The organism is Shewanella sediminis HAW-EB3, from assembly GCF_000018025.1.
GTDB classification, from domain to species: Bacteria; Pseudomonadota; Gammaproteobacteria; order Enterobacterales; family Shewanellaceae; genus Shewanella; species Shewanella sediminis.
The window spans coordinates 2,727,383-2,752,317 of sequence record NC_009831.1 but is presented as its reverse complement, the minus strand read 5'-3'; the positions used below and the strand labels follow the sequence as shown (position 1 = coordinate 2,752,317).

Here is a 24,935-nt window from a genome sequence, read left to right as displayed (position 1 = left end):
ATTGAATGAATGAAAAAAGCATCCTGGTATCTTAGTGTGGCCCCGATATTCTTGTTAATATTTTCTGCGAATGGAATCGCCGCGGAAAACAACTCAGCTAATCGAGCGGCTGAGCAACATTCGATGAGTTTACTGCAACTCGAGGGTTGTACGCCCGAACCGCAATCCGTTCAACAATCTTCTAAGCGGGGAGGTTCACAGATCTACACCTGGACAGATGAAAATGGTCAGGTGCATTTTAGCGATAACCCACTCCAGGGGCAGAAAAATGACGCCGAGCTGACGCACTATCAGGATGCTGAGTACGCTTTCGTGCTCAAAGTTAAATCCACCAATGGTTATTACCCACCATCCTATAAAGACAATGTCACGGCGGCGATTAAGAAGGTGAGTGAAATTTATGAGTTTTACCTGCCAAGCTCGGGGGTTCCGCCTGTAACGGTCAATCTCACCTTAGCCAATGATCAAGCTGGTTATCAAAAGTTACAGAGGCAATATGCACCCGCTTTGGGCCAGAGTCAGGGTTTTTATGTCACCAACCTGAATCTCGCTGCTGTTTGGTATCGCAACGATAAACAGGCACATCAGACATCGATCCATGAATCGGTTCATGTACTCAATGCTGGTTTATTCGGGCTAAGCCCAAGGTGGTTTAATGAAGGGTTGGCTGAGTATTTTTCCAGGATGCAGATGCAGGGATCCGCAGCCAAGATCCCAAGCCCCCCTTGGAAACAGATACTGTCAGGGACTGAGCTTAATTTAACGAATTTACTCATGGCGAGTACCGAGCAATGGACAGCGAGTGAACTGCAACGCTTGCTCTACGCTCAGTCATACGCGTTCGTCCAATACCTGATGAGTACGAGCAAAGGCAAACAGCTTATGAAGCAGTTGCTGGCACATTTGATTAAGACCCGCTGCGAACAGGAGAGTGATGTATTTTCAATCTTAGGCCAGTACCCGGGAGGTATAAGTCAGCTTGAAACCGACTGGTCCGCGTGGATAAACCATGAGCGTTACCGTTCCCAGTCATTTTAACCGCTCTTGTAAATCATTCTTCGCGGCTGAAGCACGCTCCTACAAGTCGTCATCATCAATGGTTCAAAAAGAACGCATTGTGATTGAAATCTAAACGCTTTTGTGAGCATATAGACCTTATATAATGTATGGTTTAATTATTCGCAGAAGTAAGCGTTCCAACACCTCATTAATTTAAAGACCTTGATTTAACACCATAGGTCTGACACAAAATTTTTAGACACAGATAATCGCTATTTGGCAGCGGATCCCCCATGGACAGCTTGCCGACTTTGATCACCAAAGAAATGATCACAAAGGAAATGGTATGAAATCACAGTCCCATGATATGACAAATCCACCGGATCTGCTGCTAAGTGATGGCACCGGACCCTCCACGCAGCGTCAGCCCATTTTTCAAAACTACCTTCCTCCCTGTAATCAAGGTTGTCCCGCAGGCGAAAATATCCAAGGCTGGCTGGGGCTAGCCCATGAACAGAAGTTCGAGCAGGCCTGGCAACTCTTGATAGCCGAAAACCCTATGCCTGCGGTACATGGCCGAGTCTGTTATCACCCCTGTGAGTCTGTGTGTAACCGGGCCAATGTAGATAGCTCTGTCAGCATCCATCAGGTCGAGCGATTCCTCGGAGACATGGCAATCGAGCAGGGATGGCAACCCAGATTCGAGGCCAGACAAAGCGGCAAGAAGGTGCTCATAGTCGGCGCAGGTCCAAGCGGACTGTCGGCGGCGTATCACCTTGCACGGCTTGGTCACTATGTCGAGGTGCGCGACGCGGGTCCCATTGCAGGCGGTATGATGCACTTCGGTATTCCAGCCTATCGTCTGCCTCGCACTATTCTGGCGGCCGAGATCCAACGCATCGAAGATATGGGGGTTAAATTTACCCTTGATCATAAGGTCGAAGATCTCAAGCAGGAAAAGTCGGACGGACAATTCGACGCGGTCTTTGTCGCCGTCGGTGCTCATATCAGTAGAAAAGTGGAGATCCCCGCCCGTGAAGCGGGTCATATCTTAGATGCGGTGAGCTTTTTAAGGGATGTCGGCAAGGGGGAGGCGACCAAACTCGGACGACGGGTCGCCATCTATGGTGGAGGGAATACCGCCATGGACGCCGCGAGAACCGCCAAGCGTCTGGGTGCCGAAGAGACACTGATCATCTATCGACGCAATATGGAGCAGATGCCGGCCCACCAGTTTGAAGCGGAAGAAGCCCTCGAAGAGGGGGTGAAGATTAACTGGTTAAGGACCATCAAGGAGATCAATCTCGATCAGATCACCGTCGAGAAGATGACCCTGGATGAACATGGTAAACCCGTGCCTACAGGCGAGTTCGAAACCTTAGAGGCCGATGCGCTAATCTTAGCGCTTGGGCAGAATATCGATTCCGAGCTGCTTGCCTGCTATCCTGAGATCACCTTTAAACCCGACGGTACGGTTATCGTCGATGAGCAGATGATGACGGCGCGTAATGGCATCTTCGCCGGTGGTGATATGGTGCCCTGCGATCGCACGGTCACCATAGCCACAGGCCATGGAAAGAAGGCGGCCCGTCATATTCATGCATTCCTCTCCGGCACCGTTCACCGAGGCAGATGTAAGCCTCCGGTTGCAGATTTCGAGTCGCTAAACCTCTGGTATCTCACCGAGGCGGAGCAAACCCATCAGCCCACACTTCCGGTAGATAAACGCGATCACTCATTTGCCGAGATCCTCGGCAGTCTCGATACAAAGCAGGCCACGTTCGAGGCCAGCCGTTGTTATAGCTGCGGTAACTGTTTCGAATGTGATGGCTGTTATGGCGCTTGTCCAGAGCAGGCCATTATCAAGCTTGGGGAAGGGCGTTTCTATCAGATCGACTACTCCCGTTGCACAGGTTGTACAGCCTGTACCTTACAGTGTCCCACCGGTGCCATACATATGGTCACGACGCGCTAACGGTAACGCTAACTCTAACGAAATTGCACAGGAGTCATGTTATGGCCAAGCAGGTAACCATAGACGGTGGAGAAGCCACAGCCTTCGTCGCTTATCGTACTAATGAAGTTTGCGCTATCTACCCAATCACGCCGTCTTCGACCATGGCAGAATTGGCCGATCAGTGGGCCAGTCAGAATATTGAAAATATCTGGCAACAGGTGCCGCTTGTTGCCGAGATGCAGAGTGAAGGAGGTGCGGCCGGAACCGTACATGGCGCTCTGCAGACAGGCGCGCTGACCACCACCTTTACCGCCTCTCAGGGACTGATGTTGATGATCCCTAACATGTTTAAGATTGCCGGCGAGTTAACGCCCACCGTGTTTCATGTTGCGGCGCGGGCCTTGTCGACCCAGGGTCTGTCGATCTTCGGCGATCATCAGGACGTGATGGCGGTACGAATGACGGGGTTTGCCCAGCTGGTCTCTTCGTCGGTACAGGAGTGTCATGACATGGCACTGGTGTCACAGGCGGTGACACTCAACTGCCGCGTTCCTTTTATTCACTTCTTCGATGGCTTTCGTACCTCCCATGAGGTGAGCAAGATAGACCTGCTCGAAGATGAACAGATAAAGACGATGATCGATGATGAAATGGTTTTTGCTCATCGTTCGCGGGCACTAAACCCGGATAACCCCTTCATGCGTGGCAGTGCACAAAATCCGGATACCTATTTCCAGTCGCGGGAGTCCGCCAGTCGTTACTATAACGATGCCGTAGAGGCGGTAGACGTGGCACTGGACAGGTTCTATCAAGTCACAGGTCGCCGATATCATAGCTTCGAATACTATGGAGACAAGGATGCTGAGCGGGTTATTGTCATCATGGGCTCTGGCAGCGAGACGGCGATAACCACGGCGCAGCATCTCAACGCACAAGATCATGTTACGCAAAAGAGTAGAGTCGGTGTACTACGGGTGCGCCTGTATCGGCCTTTTAGCTGCGAGCACCTGCTCAAGGCGTTACCGCAATCGGTAACAAGTGTCGCCGTGTTAGACAGAACCAAGGAGCCCGGCAGCGATGGCGAGCCTCTATATAAAGATGTCAGTAATGCACTCTATCAGGCGGTAAGCAGAGGCGATCGTAAAACCATGCCCGTGGTCATTGGCGGCCGCTATGGTTTAGCCAGCAAAGAGTTCACTCCTGCCATGGTGGCCAGGGTCTACCAGGAGCTTACAACTAAAGCGCCCAAGAACGATTTCACTATCGGTATCATCGATGATGTCTGCCACAGTAGCCTGGAGGTGAAGGAGAGCCTGGACATCGAGTCTGACAAGCTGGTGCAGGCGATGTTTTATGGTCTGGGCTCCGACGGTACCGTCAGCGCCAACAAGAACAGCATCAAGATCATCGGCGGCGTCGAAGGATACTACGCCCAGGGGTATTTCGTTTATGACTCCAAGAAAGCCGGATCACAGACGGTTTCTCATCTGCGTTTCGGCCCCGAGCCTATTCGCGCGCCCTATCTTATCCAATCGGCAAACTTTATCGCCTGTCATCAATTCAGTTTCATCAAACATGTGGAGATGCTGGAACGGGCGAAGCAGGGGGCCACTTTCCTCTTAAATAGTCACTACGATGCCGATCAGATCTGGGATCAACTTCCTGCCCATGTCCAACAGGAACTACTCGATAAGCAGATCAAATTCTATGTCATCGACGGAGCCAAGGTGGCCCGTTCGGTCGGCATGGGTAAGCGTATCAATACCGTGATGCAAACCTGTTTCTTCGCGCTCTCCGGTGTGATGCCCAAGGAGCAGGCTATCGAGCGGATCAAACAGGCGGCAGAAAAAACCTATGCCAAGAAGGGCGAAGAGGTGGTGAAGCGAAACTTTGCGGCCATCGAGCAGGCCCTGGCTCATCTGCAGCGGGTTAACTTGCCTCGCAAGGTGAGTAACACCAGCGGTAGGGAGGCCGATGGGTTATTCGACCGCGCTTCCGGGTTTGTGAAAGAGGTGACCGCCGAGATGTTTCATGGCCGCGGCGATCGCATTCCCGTGAGCATGCTACCCGACGACGGCACCTATCCTACCGGCACCAGTCAGTATGAGAAGCGAAGTATTGCCAGTGAGATCCCTATCTGGGACAGGGAGATCTGCATTCAATGCGGTAACTGCGCCATTGTCTGTCCCCACGCCGCGATACGGGCTAAGTTTTATAACAAACGTCGGCTGCAGGGAGCGCCAACGACATTCCCGTCGAGTAATGTCACATCCCGTGGCTTCCCCGATGCACGATACACCTTGCAGGTTTATGCCGATGACTGTACCGGTTGCGGCCTGTGCGTGAAGGCCTGTCCCGTCAACCACACTGCCGACGAACATCACCACGCAATTAACATGCAGAATAAAGAGAAGCATCTGCAGGATGAACGCAGGAATCTGGAGTTTTTTGAGACCATCGCCTACAATCGGCGAACCCGGGTCGATTTTTCTAACGTTCGCGGCGTTCAGTTTCTGCAACCTCTGTTCGAGTTCTCGGGTGCCTGTAGCGGCTGCGGTGAGACTCCGTATCTGAAGCTACTCAGTCAGCTGTTTGGCGATCGTATGCTTGTGGCCAACGCGACAGGATGTTCATCGATCTATGGTGGCAACTTGCCGACCACGCCTTGGGCCAAGAACAGCGAAAACAAAGGCCCCGCATGGGCGAACTCGCTGTTTGAAGACAATGCCGAGTTTGGGTATGGCTACCGCCTCACCGCGGATAAGCACCTCGAGTTGGCGCAATCCAGGCTATTGGCCTTAAAGGAGAGACTCGATCCTGAGCTGGTGGAGCAAACGGTTAATGCTCCACAATCCCATGAATCTGAGATACACGAGCAGCAGGAGCGGGTAAAAGATCTGACAGAGCAGTTACAGACGTTGGACGATCCCAGAGCCAAAGAGTTGCTGTCGGTTATCGATCACCTGGTGCGCCGCAGCATCTGGATAGTCGGTGGTGACGGCTGGGCCTATGACATCGGCTATGGCGGCGTCGACCATGTGCTAGCCAGCGGTCGTGACGTTAACATCTTAGTGATGGACACTGAGGTTTACTCCAATACAGGTGGCCAATCATCCAAGGCAACCCCAATCGGAGCGGTCGCTAAGTTTGCGGCCGGAGGTAAGGCGGTGCCGAAGAAAGATCTGGCGCTGCAGGCCATCGCCTACGGAAACGTCTACGTGGCACGTATCGCCCTTGGCGCCAGCCCACAACAGACCCTGCAAGCCTTCCGTGAAGCCGAAGCCTATAACGGCCCGTCACTCATTATTGCCTACAGCCACTGTATCGAACACGGGATCAATATGATCGATGGCATGCAGCAGCAAAATCTGGCGGTAAAGGCCGGCTACTGGCCCCTGTATCGTTACAATCCGACGCTGAGAAGTGCAGGACGTAACCCCTTTATGCTCGACTCACTACGCCCCACGTTGAAACTTGAGGATTACGCCTATAATGAAAACAGATACCTTAGCCTGTTAAAGTCCGATCCGGATGAGGCCGCGCGCCTTATCAATCTGGCACGCCAGGTGGTAAACCAGAAATGGGCGCTGTATGAGGAGATGGCGACGCGAAATGCCCATAAGTTTACCCCTCATACCCGTAGTCGAACCTGATTGCTAACTTAACGCCTGGCTTGATACTGAGTTAGGTAAAAAAGATGATAAGCCGGCTTATTGACGAGTAGAAGCTATAGGTAAAAAGAAATAAAGAGTAGAGAAGTTGACAGACGTTGAGAAGAATTAGAGGAGGGAGAGATGAAAAGTACAATGCTGAGTATGTTGGTCACTCTACTCCTGATCTATCTGAGTGTCTGTCTAGTGGTGTTTTTGCTGCAACGTAAACTCCTGTATTTCCCCACGCCGCCACTGCTGCACTTTTCGCCACCAATGGAGGCGACTAAGGTAAGCTTTGAAAATGGTGGCGAGCGCCTCAGTGGCTGGGTGGTCAATGAAGGCCGCGCTAAGGCACTGCTTTACTATGGAGGCAACGCCGAGAATATCGAGTACAACATCACTTTTTTCAAGGATAACTTGCCGGACTATACCATCTATCTGATAGCCTACCGGGGCTACGGCGACAGCACCGGAGAGCCGACGGAGGCGCACCTATACAGTGATGCCCTGCATATTTTTGACCAGGTAACCGCTGAACATTCACAGCTGTCCTTACTGGGCCGAAGCCTCGGCTCAGGTGTCGCCACCTATGTGGCTACCCATAGGGAGGTCGATAAGCTTGTTCTGGTGACGCCGTTCGACAGTACAGCTAATGTCGCTAGATCCGTCTATTGGATGTTTCCGGTATCCCTGCTGATCACCGACAAATATGAATCGGCTAAACGAGCGCCGAATATTGTTGCCAAAACGACCATCATCTACGCCGAAAATGACAATGTGATCCCTAGAGAGAGCACAGAACGCTTGATTGAGGCGTTCTCACACAGGCTTGAAAATAGCATCTTAATCAGAAGCGCCGATCATAACGATATCTCGGAATTCCCTGAATATGCAGTAAGGCTTAAAAGAGCACTGAATTGACCGTTTATTGAATACCGCTTCCTCTTTATCACTGAACTGTTGTGGTCAAGTATTACTACGAATATTAAAAACATTAATAATCTTAGTAACTCTTGGTAAAAGAATCCTTTATATACTCCTAATCAAGAAATCATCCCCTTGTATCTGTCGATATATGCTGTGGCTCTCTGGTAACAAACCTATCCCCAATGGCTACAGCAGGCGTACAAGCACGCAAAATTTTGGAAAGCATGAATGCAGATTAGTGATAACTTCATAAAAGAGATTAAAGCACCAAGCAATCATAGAGTTAAGATGTTCTTGAAAGATACCAGAACCTGTTACCAAGAAGAGGTAAACGGCGTAGATAGGGAAACATTAGACTTTAAAGCTGCTGTATTTATCGAAAGCGCTTATAAACGTGAGGTCATGCTGCTTGGTTTAGATTGGGGGGAATGGTTTAACCAAACCCTCTCTGAAATGTCATTGTGTGAGATCCCATTATGGTTAAAAAAAGCCAGCCTTGCAGATTGTTTATGCTGCCTCACTATGATTGTTCGGCAAAGCCGTTTTTGCGATGGTAGCTTGGCCAGGGCCATTTCAGATGGGATAGTGAGCGCATTACTTGTCAGATTAGAGTCGCTGAATTCATAAAAGATCGGATTTTTGGAAGATAGAAATGATTAAAATTACCAAAGATGAAACAGATGGCTTGATTTTTATTGGTGATCTTCACGGCCAGTATCAAAAGCTTATCGACTTGCTTGAGCAATTAGATTTTAATCTCGATGACTCTAGCTCAAATGCCGAATTCAGTAAGCTGGTTTTTATGGGCGACCTTATCGACAACAAGCCTGAAAATGCCGTTCAACAAGTTGAGACTCTTGAACTGGTTAAATCACTGGTCGACAGTGGACACGCCTATTGCCTGCTCGGAAATCATGAGTTTAATGCCGTATGCTGGGCAAGCGCTCATCCGCTCACAGATGAACCACTGCGGACTCATTCTGTAAATAATTACAAGCAACATCAGGTCTTTCTCGATACGGTGACTGAAAATAGCCGACTACATATGAAATGGATTGAATGGTTTAAAACATTGCCTCTGTTCATCGATTTCGGCGATGTCAGAGCCGTTCATGCGTGTTGGGATGATGTGGCTATTCAGCGGGTATTACCCTATCTGGACGGTGATCATGCATTGCAGCACAATGTGTGGTTTAAAGCCGCAGATAAAAAACATGAACTCTATAGCTTGGTAGAAACTTTGCTAAAGGGCCCCGAGATTGCCTTGCCTAAAGGTTATTCCTTTAAAGATAAGACGGGCACTGAAAGACACCATATTCGTGTCAGATGGTGGATTATTAATGCTATTACCTACAAAGATATTGCACAGGTACAGGCAAGTGCCGTTGAAAATATTCCAAGTATTGCACTGCCTGTCGCGTTTCTGAATAAACCACAAACGATCCCTGTCGTTATCGGCCATTACACCTTAAACAATGAACCCGGACCACTCAACGCTAAGGTTGCCTGTGTCGATTATAATGCGGCCAGTGAAGATGGCGATCTCATTGCCTATTATTGGAGCCGTTATGACGAGGCGTTTACTGCTTGTGGGTTTTATTGCCATAGGGATCTGGATCTACATGAAAAATCCAGTTATGAGTTGATGAAGGATGATTATGAAAAGGTAATAGAATCCTTTAATCATGGTGGTGAGTATTCTGCATTAGAGGAATCGTTTGCGGTAAAGGTTGATAACATTCTTTTGCAAGAGTGGGACCCAATTGGCGTTAACGGCGTAGAAGAGTGCCGTGATGAATATTATTTTGCCATCTATGACATCACGCTGTTAGGCATATACGGAAGTATTGAGCAGCTAAAATCCCATCTGGAATTTTTGGAGGTTCATTACATTCTGAGTGATAGAGAAGATGTTCGTGAGAGATGCGGTCGTGTAGCCCATCTTATCAATAAGATGGCAGAACAGACACGTTCAAACACAAATATCAATGTAATACCGATGCGTTATGGCTGCTAATCATACTGATAGAAACAAGATCTATAGAGAACTCTTTGAGTATTGTGATTTCGAAGAGTTCGATTATGACAGTGATTCAGGCTTAACAGGTCAGCTGTTTGATGGCACTTACTTTGAAATTGAGCTCGATTGGAATACTTCTAAATATATTTATACCTGCTATCCCGAGCCAGGTTTAGAAATCTTTTTTGTGGCAGAAACGGATGAAGACGCTGAATTCGAGTTGATGAGGTGGAAGTATACAGGTGAAGCGATGAAGGTTTACCGCTCACCTTACTGGTTTTATAAAAGAGGGAAAAAACTTAGACATCAGTTAACCTACTTTGACAAAGAGTTCCGCAAATTCTGTGATTGTGTTGAAAAGGGGGGATGTCATAAGTTATATCAGGAAAGAGCCGATGCCCTCATCGGCGAGTTTGAAACTGCAGATGTTGAACTTATCATCGAATAACCCGCCCCCGTAATATTGGGTTTCATCTGGCCTGAGTAATCACAACACTTAGACCAGCATGAAGCCTTCCATTCTTCATTATCTTCTTAATTTTAGTGTAAATTCACTAATCATTATAGTAATGCTTGGTGATTCATACCTACATATAATCGTCCTGACTTTCATCAATTGTGGCATGGCCACATTGAAACTAAACCACTTACTATTACAGGTTATTAACCATTTTGAATCAGAAATCTATCTCATTAGTTGAACGTGCAAAAGGTGCATTGCTTGGTCTTGCCTTAGGCGATGCCTTGGGTACGACATTGGAGTTCAGACCAAAAGATTCTTATCAACACCTTACCGATATGATTGGTGGCGGCCCCTTTAGACTAAAACCGGGTCAGTGGACCGATGATACTGCCATGATGCTCTGTCTCGCAGATAGTTTTATTCACACTGGCAAGAATGATATTCAGGATCAGGTGGCGCGGTATTGGTCCTGGTACCAGGATGGTCTTAACTCATGTACGGCTGAGTGCTTCGATATCGGTAATACAGTAAAAAATGCATTAATCTCGTATCAGAATGATGGTAATGCCATGGCTGGCAGCAGATCACAATACAGCGCCGGAAATGGTAGCTTAATGCGAATTGCGCCAGTTGCACTCATGTATCACAGTGCCTCTATAACCGATGCGATGACCGCAGCATGGTTTAGTGGTGCTACAACACACGGCGAACCCAGATGTATTCAAGCTTGCCAGCTAATGACATTTTATATTCACAAGCTTCTCAATAGCGAAAGCCAACCTCCTAAAGATGAACTTTTTGAATTGCCATTTTTTCTGCTTGACACGATTTCAAGTGAATGGTCAGAAGAGATTAAATATATTGCCCTGGGTGAATACAAGAACAAATCACGTCAACAAATTAAAGGCACGGGTTTCGTCGTAGAGTCACTTGAGGCTGCGCTTTGGTGCTTTTATCAGACTAATGACTTCGAGTCGGGCGCATTACTTGCCGCAAATTTAGGTGACGATGCTGACACCACCGCCGCGATTTACGGTCAACTGGCAGGTGCCTATTATGGTTTATCAGGGTTGCCGGCTAACTGGCTGAACAAATTGGCCTGGAAAGAGACAATAGAAGAGAAAGCTGCACTGCTAATCACAACCCCTATGTTGGCCCATGAGTATACGAACTTTAGTTTACTAAAACATGAGATCTGACAAGTTATTTACCGCTATCTCGAAGTGTTACAAAAAATATGATCTATGCATAAAAGGTAAGTAGCGATGGAAACAGATATTAACAAGCTTCATCAGGGGCTTTTTCCTGAAGAGTATGACTTTGTCTACGACAGCTATTGCGATGCTTTAGCCAGAAAACGTGGCATCAATCCGATGAGCCAAGTATATCAAGATGAAGTTAACGAAAGACGTAGGAAGCTGGGTGTAAGGCCCTATGAGTGTGAAGACAGTAGCTCTTGTAATAGTTCAGATAATACTTCAGATAGTGAGCTGATTAGTTCGATGGAGTATTGTCGAATATTAGTTAATTCAATGGATTGAATAGCCTGTTACAAAAGGTTGGCGTTAAACATAAATACAGACAATCATTAAATTTGTCAGATTCATTCAAATAAATAGTTAATAACCCTTATGTGATCATCAGGTCTACTGGTGTTTTTGCAAGGGGGAAGTGAAACATTTAACAAACTCAGCAGAGGACCATCTAATGGCTTACCAAACACCAATCACGATTAGAAGTGCCATAGAGAATATTAAAAAACGCCGCTATCTTTTGCCATCTATTCAGCGCGAATTTGTTTGGGATACGGACCAAATTGAAACATTGTTTGACTCATTGATGCGTGATTATCCTATCAGTACCTTTTTGTTTTGGAAGGTCGATAAGAACAAAGTAAAAGATTTTCAGTTTTATGAATTTTTAAATAATTATCATGAAAAAGATAACCGACATAACCGTAAAGCAGAACCTGCTGATGACGAAGATATCATTGCATTGTTAGATGGTCAGCAACGAATGACGTCAATGTTTATCGCACTTACGGGGACGTATTCTAAAAAGATGCCTTATTATCAATGGAATAGTCCACATGCTTTCCCTGCGAAGAAGTTGTATTTGAACCTATTAAAGCCGTCTGATGGACTTGAGGTTGAGTATGACTTTAAATTCTTAACAGAAGAGGACGCAACTCAAACCCATGGCCATTACTGGTTTGAATGTGGGAAAATTCTTGAGCTGACAGACATGGGTAAGGTATCCATGTTTATGATGAAAAATAAGCTAATGGACACATCATTCTATACTGAGAAAGAATCTGAATTTGCCATTAATACACTGAGTGAGTTCTTCAAGGTTATCCATGATAAAGGCACCATTAGTTACTACCTTGAAAAAAGTGAAGAGTTAGACAAAGTACTGCAAATATTTATTCGAATTAACAGTGGTGGTACCAAGCTAAGTTATTCAGACCTTTTACTATCCATTGCAACGGCACAATGGAAAGACAAGGATGCGCGTGAAGTTATCCATGAGTTTGTCGATGACATAAATCAAATTGGAGACGGCTTTAATTTTAACAAAGATATTGTTTTAAAATCATGTCTCGTACTTTCAGACTTTGATGTTAAGTTTAAAGTGGATAATTTCACAAAAGAGAACATGGCTCAAATTGAGCTGAATTGGGATAAAATTTCAGCAGCTGTGTGTTCGAGTATCCAGTTGGTATCTAAACTAGGTTTTAGTCGAGAAAATTTGGCGGCAACTAACACTATTATTCCAATCGCTTACTTTATTTACAGAAATGGCTTTGAAAACAGCATCCTCCATTCAGTACAGAGATTTGAAGATCGGATAGCAGTTAAAGACTGGTTAGCTCGAGTGTTACTTAAAGGCACTTTTGGTGGACAGCCTGATTCGATTTATCCCAAGATGAGAGATTTGGTCAATGAAAACCTTGGTAAATTCCCGTTGCAAGAAACGATAAACCACTACCGTGGAAGCAGTAAGTCAATTAGCTTTACTGAGGATGATGTTGATAATTTGTTAAGCCATCAATATGGCAAAGCAAAAACCTATTGTACGTTAACTTTGTTGTACCCAAGCCTAAATTACAATTTTAAGTATCATCAAGATCATGTTCATCCCCAGTCTTTCTTTAAGAAAAACCAACTGAAGACTAACGGGCTTTCAGATGAGCAAATCGAACAGTTTTTGGCAACCTTTAACTGCTTACCAAATTTGCAGTTATTAGAAGCGACTCAAAATATTGAGAAGAGTGACAAATCGTTTGATGAGTGGTTGAATCTTGTTCACCCGACACAGCCTGCAAGAGAAAGCTTTTTGCGGCAACATCATATAATTAGTGACACCTCACTGGCATTTGAAGACTACCTTAGTTTTTATGAGCAACGTCGTAATGTTTTAAAACTGAAGCTTATTAATTTGCTAAATGTTTCAGTAAGTTCTTCTGCTAATGTTGAGCTGGTGTGAGTAAGTTGCAAGTACATATTGGCACAGAAGTTTTATGACAAAAACCTATGGGCGTCACAAACAAATCTTTTGTGGCGCAATAATTAGGACTGTATTGTTAGATGCGTTCTCTGACTATCTGACAGGTGTTTCAATGGTCAAATGCACCGACCAAAACGATATCTCAGTGTTCCCTGAATATGCTGTGAGGCTTAAAAGAGCACTGGATTGATATTTTTGTCACAGATTGCCGCTATCGTTCACATAAACAGATACTTAACTGATGCTTTTATCACCCTTAATGTGGTAATTTATTGATTGTAAAAACATCTCTCCGGGTTAAGCAAAAGGAATCGCGTCTGTGACAACCGAGTTTTACAACGACAATGCAGATCTGTTAGCCCGCCAGTACCTATCGACCACCTTTGAAGAGGTGCATGCTTCCTGGTTACCTCACCTTAATCAACTGTTCGACCATCACGTTTCAGGTTTATCCATATTAGATGTCGGTGCGGGTATTGGCCGCGATTCAAAATACCTGGCCCAGCACTGCTCGTCTCAACATACGCCAGCAGAACAAAAGGTAGATGTGGTTGCCGTCGAGCCCGCTCATCTCTTGGCGGACTTAGGTAAGAAGTACACCAAAGGGCACAATGTCACTTGGATCGTTGATAGTTTGCCACGCCTAAATCGCCTGACAATCTACCAAAATGGATTCAATCTTATTCTACTTAGCGCCGTGTGGATGCACATTCCACCGAATGAGCGCAGCGTCGCACTGCAAACCCTCGAAAATCTACTTGCACCCCATGGCAAGTTGGTTATCTCACTGCGCCACGGGCCAAATAATGACAACAGAGTCATGCATCCGATGAGCGTCAATGAACTAAAGACCTTGGCGAAAAGGGCGCATCTAGCGATTGTAGACTCGACCGATAGAGATACCGATAAACTCGGTCGTACCCAAGTGTTTTGGGAAACGGTGGTGCTACAGCGTGCTAATGATACTGTAGCAAACAGTCCTGCAATAAATGGCTGTCCTGAATGAATTCAGCAGCGTTTTCCCAAATAGATGCCACAAAGCAGGTCGAGTTTATCGCTTATCTGCAACGACTACTTGTCGAGGGGGACTTTGCCGCCACCTATAAGTTTGCATTGCTACATGCTTTAGCCGATATCTGTATCGAGAGACCATTCAATAATGTTTCAGGTTTCGATGCTTGCGAAAGAGTGCCGGAGAATATCATCACCATAGATGAACTGGTTGAGAAGTTTATCGAGCTCTATTGGCAACATTCACTGCCTTATACTAGCGCGGCCAAAGTTGTAAGTACCAGTGGTATGGGTGGTACTGTCGACACGCCATTTATCCCGCTCCAAAATGCAGGAAAACAATCAGCATTGATTAAGAATCTCGCTGAATATCGCAATCAAGGTGTTAGAACCTTAGCTCAGCTGAAAATGCATCCTGATTGGTATAAGCTGCTCAGTAAGACCCGCAGCACCTTCAAGGAGGGACCGCTGTGGCGTTTGCAGTTATTGGCGGGCAGCGAAGAGTGCTTCTATTACCCACATGATAAAACACAAAAACATATCGTGCTAAATCCAGGTATCGCTTTTTGTTTCAGGCGCTTTCACGATCTGGTTGTATCACTTGCCCGCAGTCACTGGACGCAGAAGGTGTGTGATTTCCCGTTAAACCATGCCGTCATTGGCGGGCAGGGTAACTTGTCGGAATTCCTATTTGGTAGTGACAGAAACTCCATCATCAAAGCAAGTCCTGTGCTGCACGATATTCAAAAGGGAAAATGCTTCTACTGCAACAAGCCGCTTAAAGAAACTGGCGAGGTGGATCACTTCATCCCTTGGGCTAGGTACCCTAACGATCTCGGTCATAACTTCGTGCTGGCACACAGCACATGTAATAACGCGAAAAGTGACCATCTAGCCGCAGAGCAGCACAAAGAACGCTGGTTCGAGCAAAACATCATCCGGAATACGAATACAATCACCACAGAACTTAGCAGTTACTTTGTTTGTGAAAGTGGGCGCTCTGAAGCGATTGCCACATGGGCTTATCAGTTAGCCGTTCAGAACCAGTCACCGCTTTGGTGGAAGGGCAAGAGCTTTGAGACGTTTGGACAAACTGATAAAGGGCATTTTGTGTGAAGGTTATACCTTCATTGTTATCTATCGCTTCCCTGCGGGGGGATGTGCAGATACTTCTACGAGACGCTGGCTCTTGATTTCATAAGAAGTGTCCCTGTACGCTCTGCGATTTCAAATAACCTCCATGTTTAAATGCCAGTTCGGTATCCCTACCTCTCGCTCAGTTAGTTTCACAATGTGAAACTTCGCCATGCAATCTAAGCTCGCAGCAGCATCTACACTTGGTTATTGCCTCTCTTCGATTAGGCTTTATTGCTAGGCTTCGTAACTCATTTCTGCCCTTTTTGGAAGCTCGCTGCCACATCGGTACTCGCTAATTTACAAGAATAATCATTGTTCCACTTGAGCTTTATTACTTGCTTTTTGTAACTCGTTTAGACCCCTAATGATAGAAAGTTAGGAGGGATTTACCTTATTCGCTCTGACCCCTTTATCTTTTTCTGACTGACGATGCTTCTTTAGCAACAACCCCTTAAGCAAGCATGTGCCACAGTAGAAACTGTCATGATAATGCAGTAGCGGAATGCTTTTTTCATTGTTGAAGAAAGATAGAGTGAACTGGAAAAGCGATAAAAGTAGGGACGAGTCACACTCCGAGAGATTAGCTACTGCTAACCCCCTAGAACAGTAGTTAATCCATTGAATTCAACCTATTATTTTTATACTAATTAGGTAAATTAATTTACAATAGTGATGTTTAAACAACAACATTAATGATGGCTATAATGACAAATGATAAACCGTGGTTAAAAAAATATCCTGAGGATGTGCCCACAACAATAGATTCAAGTATGTATAATAATATCAATGACTTGTTCAAAGAGTCTTTTAGTGCGCATGCTAAAAAAGCAGCATATATTAATATGGGACATAGCTTATCCTACCAAGATCTCGAAAGTAAAAGTAACGCTTTTGCTGCTTATCTACAATCTGAACTAAAAATGAAAAAAGGCGAACGAATCGCCTTGATGATGCCTAATTTATTGCAATATCCCATAACTATTTTAGGTGCATTAAAAGCAGGACTCATTATTGTCAATGTTAATCCACTTTATACCCCTCGAGAGTTAAAACATCAATTACGAGACTCAGGGTCCAGTGCTATTGTTGCCGTAACAAATTTTGGTAACAACCTTCAGCAAATACTGCATGAGACTAGCATTAAGCATGTTATTTTAACCAAAATCGGCGATGAGTTAGCTATTCATAAGCGTACATTGGTTAACTTTCTTATCAAACATGTCAAAAAAATAGTGCCTAAATACCATATTCCCGACGCTATTTCATTGCGTAGAGCGTTAACCGAAGGCAAGAAACTTCCCTTTATTGATCCCCAAATAACAGTAGATGATTTAGCATACCTCCAATATACAGGTGGAACGACTGGTCCTGCGAAAGGGGCAATGCTTACTCATAGTAATATTATTTCTAACGTTCTACAGGTTCATGCGCATTTTAGCCCAAGAACCTTATATGATAAGGAATATGCAGTAACCCCACTTCCGCTTTATCATATTTTTGCCAATTCAGTGAGTATGATGTTTATGCTCTTTCTCGGTGCAACGAATTTACTCATTACCAACCCAAGAGATATCGATGGTTTCGTAGCAGATTTAAGTAAATATCCATTCACAATGGTTTTTGGTTTAAATACACTTTTTAATGGTCTAAACAATCATGCTGGTTTTCAAGAATTAGATTTTAGTCACGCTCGTTTTACTATTGCAGGTGGAATGCCGACGCAGAAAAATATTGCTGATCGTTGGCAAGAGCTCACTGGAATGCCTGTCATAGAAGGTTATGGCTTAACTGAATGTTCCCCTGTGGTCGCTGCAGGTACTCATCAACAACAGTCATTTATCTCTTCAATTGGTGTCCCTTTACCCAGCACTGAACTCCGTATCGTTAATGATGAAAATGAACCTTTAGCCCCCAACCAAATTGGTGAAATTCAAATTAGAGGGCCCCAAGTGATGAAAGGCTATTGGCAACAAGAAGCCGAAACCAATACTGTAATGCATGCAGGAGGTTGGTTAAGCTCTGGCGATATAGGAAGAATGGATGACGATGGGATTTTTTATATTGAAGACCGTAAAAAAGATATGATTCTAGTGTCGGGATTTAATGTTTTTCCAACTGAAATTGAAGAAGTTGCAACACTTCACCCTCACATCATCGAAGCTGCGGCCATTGGCATTCCTGATGACGCCACAGGAGAAAAAGTTAAATTATTTATTGTACGCAAAGGTCATGTGACCGTTGATGAAATAAAAAAACATTGTAGAAAATATCTTACCGGTTATAAAAACCCAAGGATAATCGAATTTAGAGATGAATTGCCAAAATCAAATGTTGGGAAGATCTTACGTCGAGAATTACGAGATTCATAAGCGCTATTACTGACGTCCTATGTCATCAGCTTAAAAAAACGGTTTTATACGTAAAATTCGGGAAAAAGAAGCTGGTGGCAGTTTTATTTTTCATCAAGGTTATGAGTTGGTTGATATGGGGCAGGGTGTTTATCAACACGTGTATGCAAACTATCAAGGTGCGGGAATGAGCACCTAAAGTGGGTTAGTGCTGTTAGCTAACCACTTCTTTATTACTCTATATGCTTACGGCTACAGTCCTAAACACCACAGGGCCTAAGACGGTATATATTCCCGCTGTCTGTGGATATAAGCAGATAACCTTGTTCATCTTCGATAACCTGACGTATCCGTTCGTTAAGCTCGGTCAGCAGTCGATGCTCAGAGCTGGCGTGTTCGCCATCGAGTACGATGCGATTCAGGTGCGTCAGTTTAAGTGCACCGCTGAGCAGATTGCCTTGCCATTCGGTGAAGGCGCGTCCGGAATAGACCAACAGACTCGAGGGGGCGATGGATGGGGTATAGACTTTCACTGGTGGTTCCATCCCTTCTTTAAATGTGCCTTCGCCGACGCTAATCGGTCCCCAATACTCCTTGCCAAATGAGACAACGGGCCAGCCATAATTATGGCCGGGTTTTATCAGATTAATCTCATCGCCGCCTCTGGGACCATGTTCTATCGACCATAAGCGTTGGTTTTTAGCATCAAATGTCAGCCCCTGAGGGTTACGGTGGCCATAGCTGTAGATCTCGGGCAGTGCATTACTTTTGCTGTCAGTACTAATATCAGAACCTGAGACGAAGGGATTGTCTTTAGGCACAGTGCCATCGAGGTTTAATCGGAGAATGCTACCGGCGTGGGTAGTTAAGTCCTGGCCGTTGGGTCTATGGCCGCGATCACCGACCGAGAAAAATAGATGGCTTTTGTCGTCGAAGGCGATGCGCGAACCGAAATGACGGCCGGTATCGGTTGCCGATTCCGTGATAAGTAGATCTTTCCAGTTAACTAACTCATTTCCTCGAAGCTGGGCTCTTGCAATTGTGGTTCGGCCCTGACCAGAGACAGGCTTTGAGTAGGTGAAATAGAGCCATTGCTCCTTACTGTTATCAGTGCCAGAGCCATCACTTGAATTAGAAGGGCCGAGTTGGATATCGAGTAAGCCGCCTTGTCCATCGACGTAAATGGGCGGCAAGCCCATAATTGTTTGACGCTGCCCGGTGGTAAGATCCAGCTGTAACAGTTGTCCACTTCGCTCGGTGACCAATAGTGTATTCGAGTCTAATAAGGCCATGCCCCAGGGGATCCCGAGACCTGCAGCGACCTTCTCAAGCCGATACTCTTCGCAGGGTTTTGCCTGGCTATCTATTGAGACCAGTGCAGTTAATAAGGTCAAAATTAACGGTAAACTTTTCATTGGTCAGCCTTGGGCAGCGGTTGAGTGGGTTTTACTCATTCTTAGTGCTAAAATTCGTTATCTACAACAGAGTAATATCTATAACGCAGCTTTGGGTGAAAAACAATCGACTATGATAATTCTTGGTTTTCTCGTGGGGGTTAAGGTTTTCTACATCGTAGAGATGTGTGCTTATTATTCATAACTTAATCTATAGGTAAACCCGCTTCAACATAGGCTTTTACGCCGCCATCCATAAAGTAATAATTTTCTACACCTATTTTTTCAATTAAGTATTGTAACCAGGGTGTTTGCTTGCCTACTGCATCATAAAACAAGATAGTTTGCTGATTATTTTTGGCCTTACGTAAAAGCCCGAGGACTTTATCTGATGATGCGACCCGGGTAACCCCCTCGAGAATAACCGGGTCTCTGTGATAATGCTCTCTGATATCGATAACCATCACCGACTTATCAATTTTCGCGACAAACTCATCGGGTGATAAAAGGTGTAACTGATACTTCTCCTTGGTGATCAGTCTATCTTCCGGCACCGTATCTTCGCCTAGAATTACCGCGGCATCAGGAAAAGCCTCAATCCAGCCAAATATCCCAAGGTCCATGGTAGCCACATTCGTAATACCATTCTTAATCGCTTTATCACTCGCCTTATAGGATTTTTCGCAGGTTATGCCGTTACAGTAAAACACGATTTGACGTGAGTCTTGCACCCGTAACTTCTTAATTCTTGTTATAAACCCCAGATTAGAGATGGAAATATTGAGCGCACCTTTGATGTGTAGCGTGTCGTACTCATGCTTGGATCGCACGTCGATGACGATGGTACTTTCCAGCTGTTTATATAACGTAAGATGATCGATGATCGGAATGTTTTTATAAACGAAGCGCAGTGGAAAGTTAGCGTCAGCTTGTTCCGCTTGGGGCTCTGTGGCCAATACAGGTGCGAATAGGCAGCTCATTATTAGCGGAAGTAATCCAATCCAATACCTTTGTAACTTCATCGTCATACCCACTTACAAACAGTGCCAGGTCCTTACTAATCAGACCGGAGATAAGCATCAATAGTAAGCATAGTTAAAAATGGCGGGAACCTTCTTATTGTTGGGTCTTGGCTCGCGGGTGAAGATGCCTGGTTTGTCATTTAAGGTATAAAGGGGAGGGAGTTTAGTATCGAGAGCACTTGATATGAGAAGAGTCTCGATACTAATCCTGATTCTGAGGGTTGGCTTTAAGTGCGCTTTTTCTGGGTTAGTTCTCGGTGATTTTTTAACTTTTACTGGATGTACTCATTACCAGAAGTACTGCAAAGAAAACGATTGCGCCTATCACTATGATTGTATTCATTGTTTATTCCTTTTAAGTAGATGTTGGTAGATGTAATAGGCCCCTATTGAGACGATGATGAAGGGGATAACAGTGACTGCAACATTGAACATTAGTTTGGTCACCGGAATGATGATTATCGTTGCCACAACCAGCACGGCTAAGGTGACCAAGGCGATGATAGTTATCTGATTCATGTAATTCCTGAGTACGAGTGAAAGTGTAACTGTGTCAGAGAAAACAGCGTCTAACGATTGATATTCAATAATATTAGTATCGCAGCCTTACCTTATTCTTCCCTTAATTGAATTTTAAAGTGAAGAAAAGGGGCTAAGACGATACTTCGTTGTAGAGCTAAGACGACGCTATGCTGTAGGGGCTGCGCCGGTAATTGCTCCTGCATAACCGGCATTTCCGCCGTCCCTGGCGGTCAGACGACGCTTCGCTGAACAAGCTAAGATGACACTTCGTTGGTAGAGCTGAGATGACGCTGCGCTAGAAAAGCTACGCCGGCAACTGCTCCTCGGCTCTAGCATCCTGCTTCGCTCTACCTCCTATATCCATCTAGTCGTGCATAACCTGCATTTCCGCAATCTGACCCATAGGGCCTGTGATATTCCTGATATCACTCAAGCATTTCCCACGTCCGTGTGGGTCAGATGTGGTAATCCTCGTTTACTATAATTTCTAGCATTCGCGGCTAAAGCACGCTCCTACAACTGGTGAATTTGGATTTGATGGGAGTGGGATATTTCAGAAATAGGTTTATATTCAAGGGGGGAAGCCAGAATTAGGTGTCATGTTTTCCATAACCATACCAATATAGCAAACCAGTCTAAAAACCTTACTTTGTAAATCCCATTTTGAATATTGTAATAGGAATCATTACTGATAACCTTAGCGCCATTGTGGACAAATAATAAAAAATTGGTATGACAAAAATATTTAAAACACTTCATAACTGGATAGGCTTTTTTATCAGTTTAATCATGCTGATTGTATTAACTACCGGTATCTATTTAGGTGGTGCAGATCTGTTTAAACGATTGGACGATAAAGGTCAGGTCTATTCGGAGCTAACTCATGAGAAAAAGGCTGAGATAGCTGCCAATGCTCTGGCGAACTACCCGGAGGCATCAGGGGTTAAGTTACCCACGGAGATGCATCCCTATGTTGATGCTTATTCTCGTCAGCAATCTGTATTTCTAACCGCAGGGTTTGATGAAATTGGCACCCAGGTAAAAAGTAAAGACTCTCTGCAAAGCTGGATGTTCTGGTTTCATCGCAACTTTCAGTTGGGTGATGTGGGCAAACATGTCAACGGCATCAGCGCTATCTTAGCAACGGTAATTATGTTTATCGGGCTTTACCTTTGGTGGCTTATTCGTAATGGTTTCAGATGGAAACATACCTTACCTAAAACAGGTAAAAACAGTGCCTTGATTAAGAGTCATATCCAGTTAGGGCTTATTTTTTCAATCCCAATGTTGATCATGGCAATTAGTGGCGCGTATATCACTTATGGTTTCTGGGGTGATTCTACACTTGATGACAATCGACATAAGCCTACTCTGGCACAAGCTGGTGATTGGGAGGCACAGATTGTCGCAGCCCAAAAAATATGGCCGGAGTCTGAGCTGGTTGCGGTGTCTAAACCTCGTAAGGTTGAAGGCGATAGTTATGTCTATTCACTGAGCTTTAATGGCGATAATGCCTTAGGCCTTATGCAAACAGACACTATTAAAATTGACCTGAATACGGGTAAGTTAGATTCAGCGCAGACCTTCAGTGATAAGGGTCTTGCCTATCAAGCTAAATACAGTGCACGTTTCTTACATGATGGGGCGAGAATGCCGACCTGGTATCTGCTTATGCTTATCTTAAGCTCAGTCGTCGGGACATTTATGGTGAGTTTTGCCTTGGTGACGTTTGTGAGGAAGGAGGTTCTTGGTCGAATGAAAACCAGAGCAGCGCTGCGTTTGCAAAATTAGTTTGCAAAAGGTGATGTGTGAGAAAGGTCAGAATGAGAGCTATCTGTCATTCTGGCTTTATTATTCGTTGTAAAGAGTAGAATCCAGATTTTAGAATACAGGTTTATAAGCCATGAGATGGATTCCGGCCTACGCCGGAATGACGATTGAAGGTCTGAATGGCTAGCAAAGATAGGACACCATACCTTCTAGGATAAAGCTTGGCGTTTACAGACAAGGGAACGAACGAAGCTATATCAAATGTAGGACCGGCTTTAGCCGGGAATGGGTCTGTTTTGCAAAAATCTTCGCGGCTAAAGCCAGCTCCTACAGAAAGATGACATCTGTGCGGCTAAAGCTTGTTCCAAGAAAGGATCCGCCTCTTCGAGGATAAAGCTTGGCATTTACAGACAAGGGAACGAACGAAGCTATATCAAATGTAGGACCGGCTTTAGCCGGGAATGGGTCTGCTTTGCAAAAATCTTCGCGGCTAAAGCCAGCTCCTACAATTTGTAGTTAAATGATAGGTAATGGGTTTCGGCCTTCGCCGGGTCGATAAATGCTTATCGACTCGAATTAAATTCGTCTAGAACGCATCATACCGTGGCGGTCAGATGACAGGATAAAAGAATCGATTCATGTCTTGTCGTCCAGATGACGGCAAAAAAAATGGAACCCTGTATGGGTTCCATTTTAAGTCAACAGATGTTCAAACATTGCCGACACTTCTTACTATTACCTGCATCAGTTATTCTGATTTTTTTGAGTGTAGGTTGCAGAGTCTATCTTTAGTAAGTCTGTAACTAATGGAACCTGTTTTAAATCCAGGCTCCACTCTCAGCTAAATCTACTTCAGCTATTGCAGCAAATTAGCGCAGGATCATCTGGTCACGTTCAGGGCCTACAGATACCATGCTGATTGCTACACCCATTAGCGCTTCGATACGAAGTACATAGTGTTGCGCGGCTTCAGGTAGGCTTTCAAAGGTTCTACAACCTGTGATGTCTTCGCTCCAACCTTGCATCTCTTCATAGACAGGAGATAGGGCAGCGGTTTGAGGCCAGATTGGGTTTTGAGTATGCTCACCTTCGTAAGATACGCAGATCTTCAGATCTGTCATGCCAGTTAAACAGTCAATCTTTGTCAGTGCGATTTCGGTAGCGGCTTGAAGCTCAACACCATTACGTGTTGCGACGGCATCGAAGTAACCCATATCACGTGGACGGCCGGTGGTTGCACCGTACTCATTAGATGTTTCACGGAAGTTATCTTGCTCTTCCATTGCCGTTACCAATGTACCGGTACCGACAGATGAGCTGAATGATTTAGCCACTGCAATGATACGTTCAGGGCGAAGTGCAGGTAAACCACTACCGATACCGGCGTAAGCTGCCGTTACGTTTGAAGAGGTTGTCCAAGGGTATTCGCCATAAACTAAGTCACGACCTGCACCGAGTTGGGCTTCAAAAAGCAAGCTGGCATTATTGCTTTGCATGACTTTTAGTGGTTCTGTCACGTTGCAGATAAATTCGCGCCAAGGTGCTGTTACCTCTAATAACCATGCGGTCATCTCTTCAGCGCTTTGGCTGAAGTCACAGCTAGGGTAGAGGGCTTTCAGTTGTGGCATTTTCCAATCGAGCATAAATTTAATACGCTCAAGTAGGACTTCAGGTTGCATTAACCAACCGACAAGAATGCCTTTTTTCATGACGCGATCGCCATATGCAGGTGCGATACCTTGTCTTGTTGAACCGTAAGCACCATCGCCTAAACGTTCCTCTTCCAGGGTATCTTCGAGTGCGTGTAGAGGCAGACATAGAGTGGCACGATCTGAGATGTGTAGTTTTACATTCACGCCAGCCGCTTTTACTTCTGCAATCTCTTCAGTTAACGCTGCAGGGCTGATGACCATGCCTGGGCCGAGAACTGCGGTACAGTCAGGGTTGAATATGCCACTTGGAAGCTGGTGTAATTTAAAGGTACCAAAGTCATTAACGACTGTATGCCCCGCATTATTACCACCTTGAAAACGAATACTTGCAGATGCATCTGCCGCAAGAAAATCAACGATACGGCCTTTACCTTCATCGCCCCAATTAGCACCAACAACAACAATAGACGGCATAACTCACACTCCTGAATAATTAAGCAGCTATGCTAATTCAATAGTTCTGATATGAGAAATTAATTATTATTATCGG

Annotated in this window: 18 protein-coding genes; 14 read left to right on the top strand and 4 right to left on the bottom strand. The window is 45.2% G+C overall.

Annotated elements, in window-relative coordinates; translation table 11 throughout:
* The first annotated feature begins 9 nt into the window (after positions 1-9).
* From SSED_RS11935 to SSED_RS11875, 13 genes are all read left to right on the top strand, one after another.
* A complete protein-coding gene (locus SSED_RS11935; protein ID WP_012142619.1) occupies positions 10-1,038 on the top strand; it encodes a DUF4124 domain-containing protein in 1,029 nt (342 codons plus the stop codon).
* Between the two features lie 226 nt (positions 1,039-1,264).
* Entirely contained in the window at positions 1,265-2,974 is a 1,710-nt protein-coding gene (locus tag SSED_RS11930) for an NAD(P)-binding protein (protein ID WP_317623652.1), read from the top strand.
* Positions 2,975-3,015: 41 nt separating this feature from the next.
* Positions 3,016-6,609 carry a pyruvate:ferredoxin (flavodoxin) oxidoreductase gene (nifJ, locus tag SSED_RS11925; protein ID WP_012142617.1) on the top strand — a complete coding sequence of 1,198 codons (3,594 nt, stop codon included), beginning with the start codon at positions 3,016-3,018 and terminating at the stop codon, positions 6,607-6,609.
* A gap of 141 nt (positions 6,610-6,750) precedes the next feature.
* Positions 6,751-7,530 carry an alpha/beta hydrolase gene (locus tag SSED_RS11920; RefSeq protein WP_012142616.1) on the top strand — a complete coding sequence of 260 codons (780 nt, stop codon included), beginning with the start codon at positions 6,751-6,753 and terminating at the stop codon, positions 7,528-7,530.
* Between the two features lie 234 nt (positions 7,531-7,764).
* The gene (locus tag SSED_RS11915) at positions 7,765-8,163 is read left to right on the top strand and encodes a DUF6508 domain-containing protein (RefSeq protein ID WP_012142615.1); all 399 of its coding nucleotides are present in this window, start codon (positions 7,765-7,767) and stop codon (positions 8,161-8,163) included.
* Between the two features lie 25 nt (positions 8,164-8,188).
* Positions 8,189-9,553 carry a metallophosphoesterase gene (locus SSED_RS11910; RefSeq protein ID WP_012142614.1) on the top strand — a complete coding sequence of 455 codons (1,365 nt, stop codon included), beginning with the start codon at positions 8,189-8,191 and terminating at the stop codon, positions 9,551-9,553.
* Positions 9,543-10,004 (top strand): hypothetical protein, encoded by a 462-nt coding sequence (locus tag SSED_RS11905; RefSeq protein ID WP_012142613.1) that lies wholly within the window; start codon positions 9,543-9,545, stop codon positions 10,002-10,004. Before SSED_RS11910 ends, SSED_RS11905 begins: the two co-directional genes overlap by 11 nt.
* Positions 10,005-10,228: 224 nt before the next feature.
* A complete protein-coding gene (locus SSED_RS11900) occupies positions 10,229-11,218 on the top strand; it encodes an ADP-ribosylglycohydrolase family protein (RefSeq protein WP_012142612.1) in 990 nt (329 codons plus the stop codon).
* 66 nt (positions 11,219-11,284) lie between these two features.
* Positions 11,285-11,560, top strand: coding sequence for a hypothetical protein (locus SSED_RS11895; protein WP_012142611.1), 276 nt, complete (start codon positions 11,285-11,287; stop codon positions 11,558-11,560).
* 166 nt (positions 11,561-11,726) lie between these two features.
* The gene (locus tag SSED_RS11890; protein ID WP_012142610.1) at positions 11,727-13,508 is read left to right on the top strand and encodes a DUF262 domain-containing protein; all 1,782 of its coding nucleotides are present in this window, start codon (positions 11,727-11,729) and stop codon (positions 13,506-13,508) included.
* A gap of 340 nt (positions 13,509-13,848) precedes the next feature.
* The gene (locus tag SSED_RS11885; protein ID WP_012142609.1) at positions 13,849-14,535 is read left to right on the top strand and encodes a class I SAM-dependent methyltransferase; all 687 of its coding nucleotides are present in this window, start codon (positions 13,849-13,851) and stop codon (positions 14,533-14,535) included.
* Positions 14,532-15,656, top strand: a complete 1,125-nt coding sequence (locus SSED_RS11880) for an HNH endonuclease (protein WP_012142608.1) — start codon at positions 14,532-14,534, stop codon at positions 15,654-15,656. Before SSED_RS11885 ends, SSED_RS11880 begins: the two co-directional genes overlap by 4 nt.
* Before the next feature lie 713 nt (positions 15,657-16,369).
* Entirely contained in the window at positions 16,370-18,046 is a 1,677-nt protein-coding gene (locus SSED_RS11875) for an AMP-binding protein (protein WP_012142607.1), read from the top strand.
* Positions 18,047-18,285: 239 nt separating this feature from the next.
* Here the strand turns inward: SSED_RS11875 and SSED_RS11870 are convergent, their stop codons facing one another.
* The 3 genes from SSED_RS11870 to SSED_RS11860 form a co-directional block, all read right to left on the bottom strand.
* Positions 18,286-19,440: a PQQ-dependent sugar dehydrogenase gene (locus SSED_RS11870; protein WP_012142606.1), complete on the bottom strand. Its 1,155-nt coding sequence runs from the start codon at positions 19,438-19,440 to the stop codon at positions 18,286-18,288.
* Positions 19,441-19,625: 185 nt separating this feature from the next.
* The gene (locus SSED_RS11865) at positions 19,626-20,441 is read right to left on the bottom strand and encodes a rhodanese-like domain-containing protein (RefSeq protein ID WP_012142605.1); all 816 of its coding nucleotides are present in this window, start codon (positions 20,439-20,441) and stop codon (positions 19,626-19,628) included.
* Positions 20,442-20,780: 339 nt separating this feature from the next.
* Positions 20,781-20,960 (bottom strand): hypothetical protein, encoded by a 180-nt coding sequence (locus SSED_RS11860; protein WP_041421665.1) that lies wholly within the window; start codon positions 20,958-20,960, stop codon positions 20,781-20,783.
* Positions 20,961-21,695: 735 nt separating this feature from the next.
* On the opposite strand from SSED_RS11860, the gene SSED_RS11855 reads away from it, so the two are divergent.
* A complete protein-coding gene (locus SSED_RS11855; protein WP_012142604.1) occupies positions 21,696-22,754 on the top strand; it encodes a PepSY-associated TM helix domain-containing protein in 1,059 nt (352 codons plus the stop codon).
* 848 nt (positions 22,755-23,602) lie between these two features.
* On the opposite strand, the gene SSED_RS11850 is transcribed toward SSED_RS11855, so the two are convergent.
* Positions 23,603-24,859 (bottom strand): adenylosuccinate synthase, encoded by a 1,257-nt coding sequence (locus SSED_RS11850; RefSeq protein WP_012142603.1) that lies wholly within the window; start codon positions 24,857-24,859, stop codon positions 23,603-23,605.
* Positions 24,860-24,935: the final 76 nt, after the last annotated feature.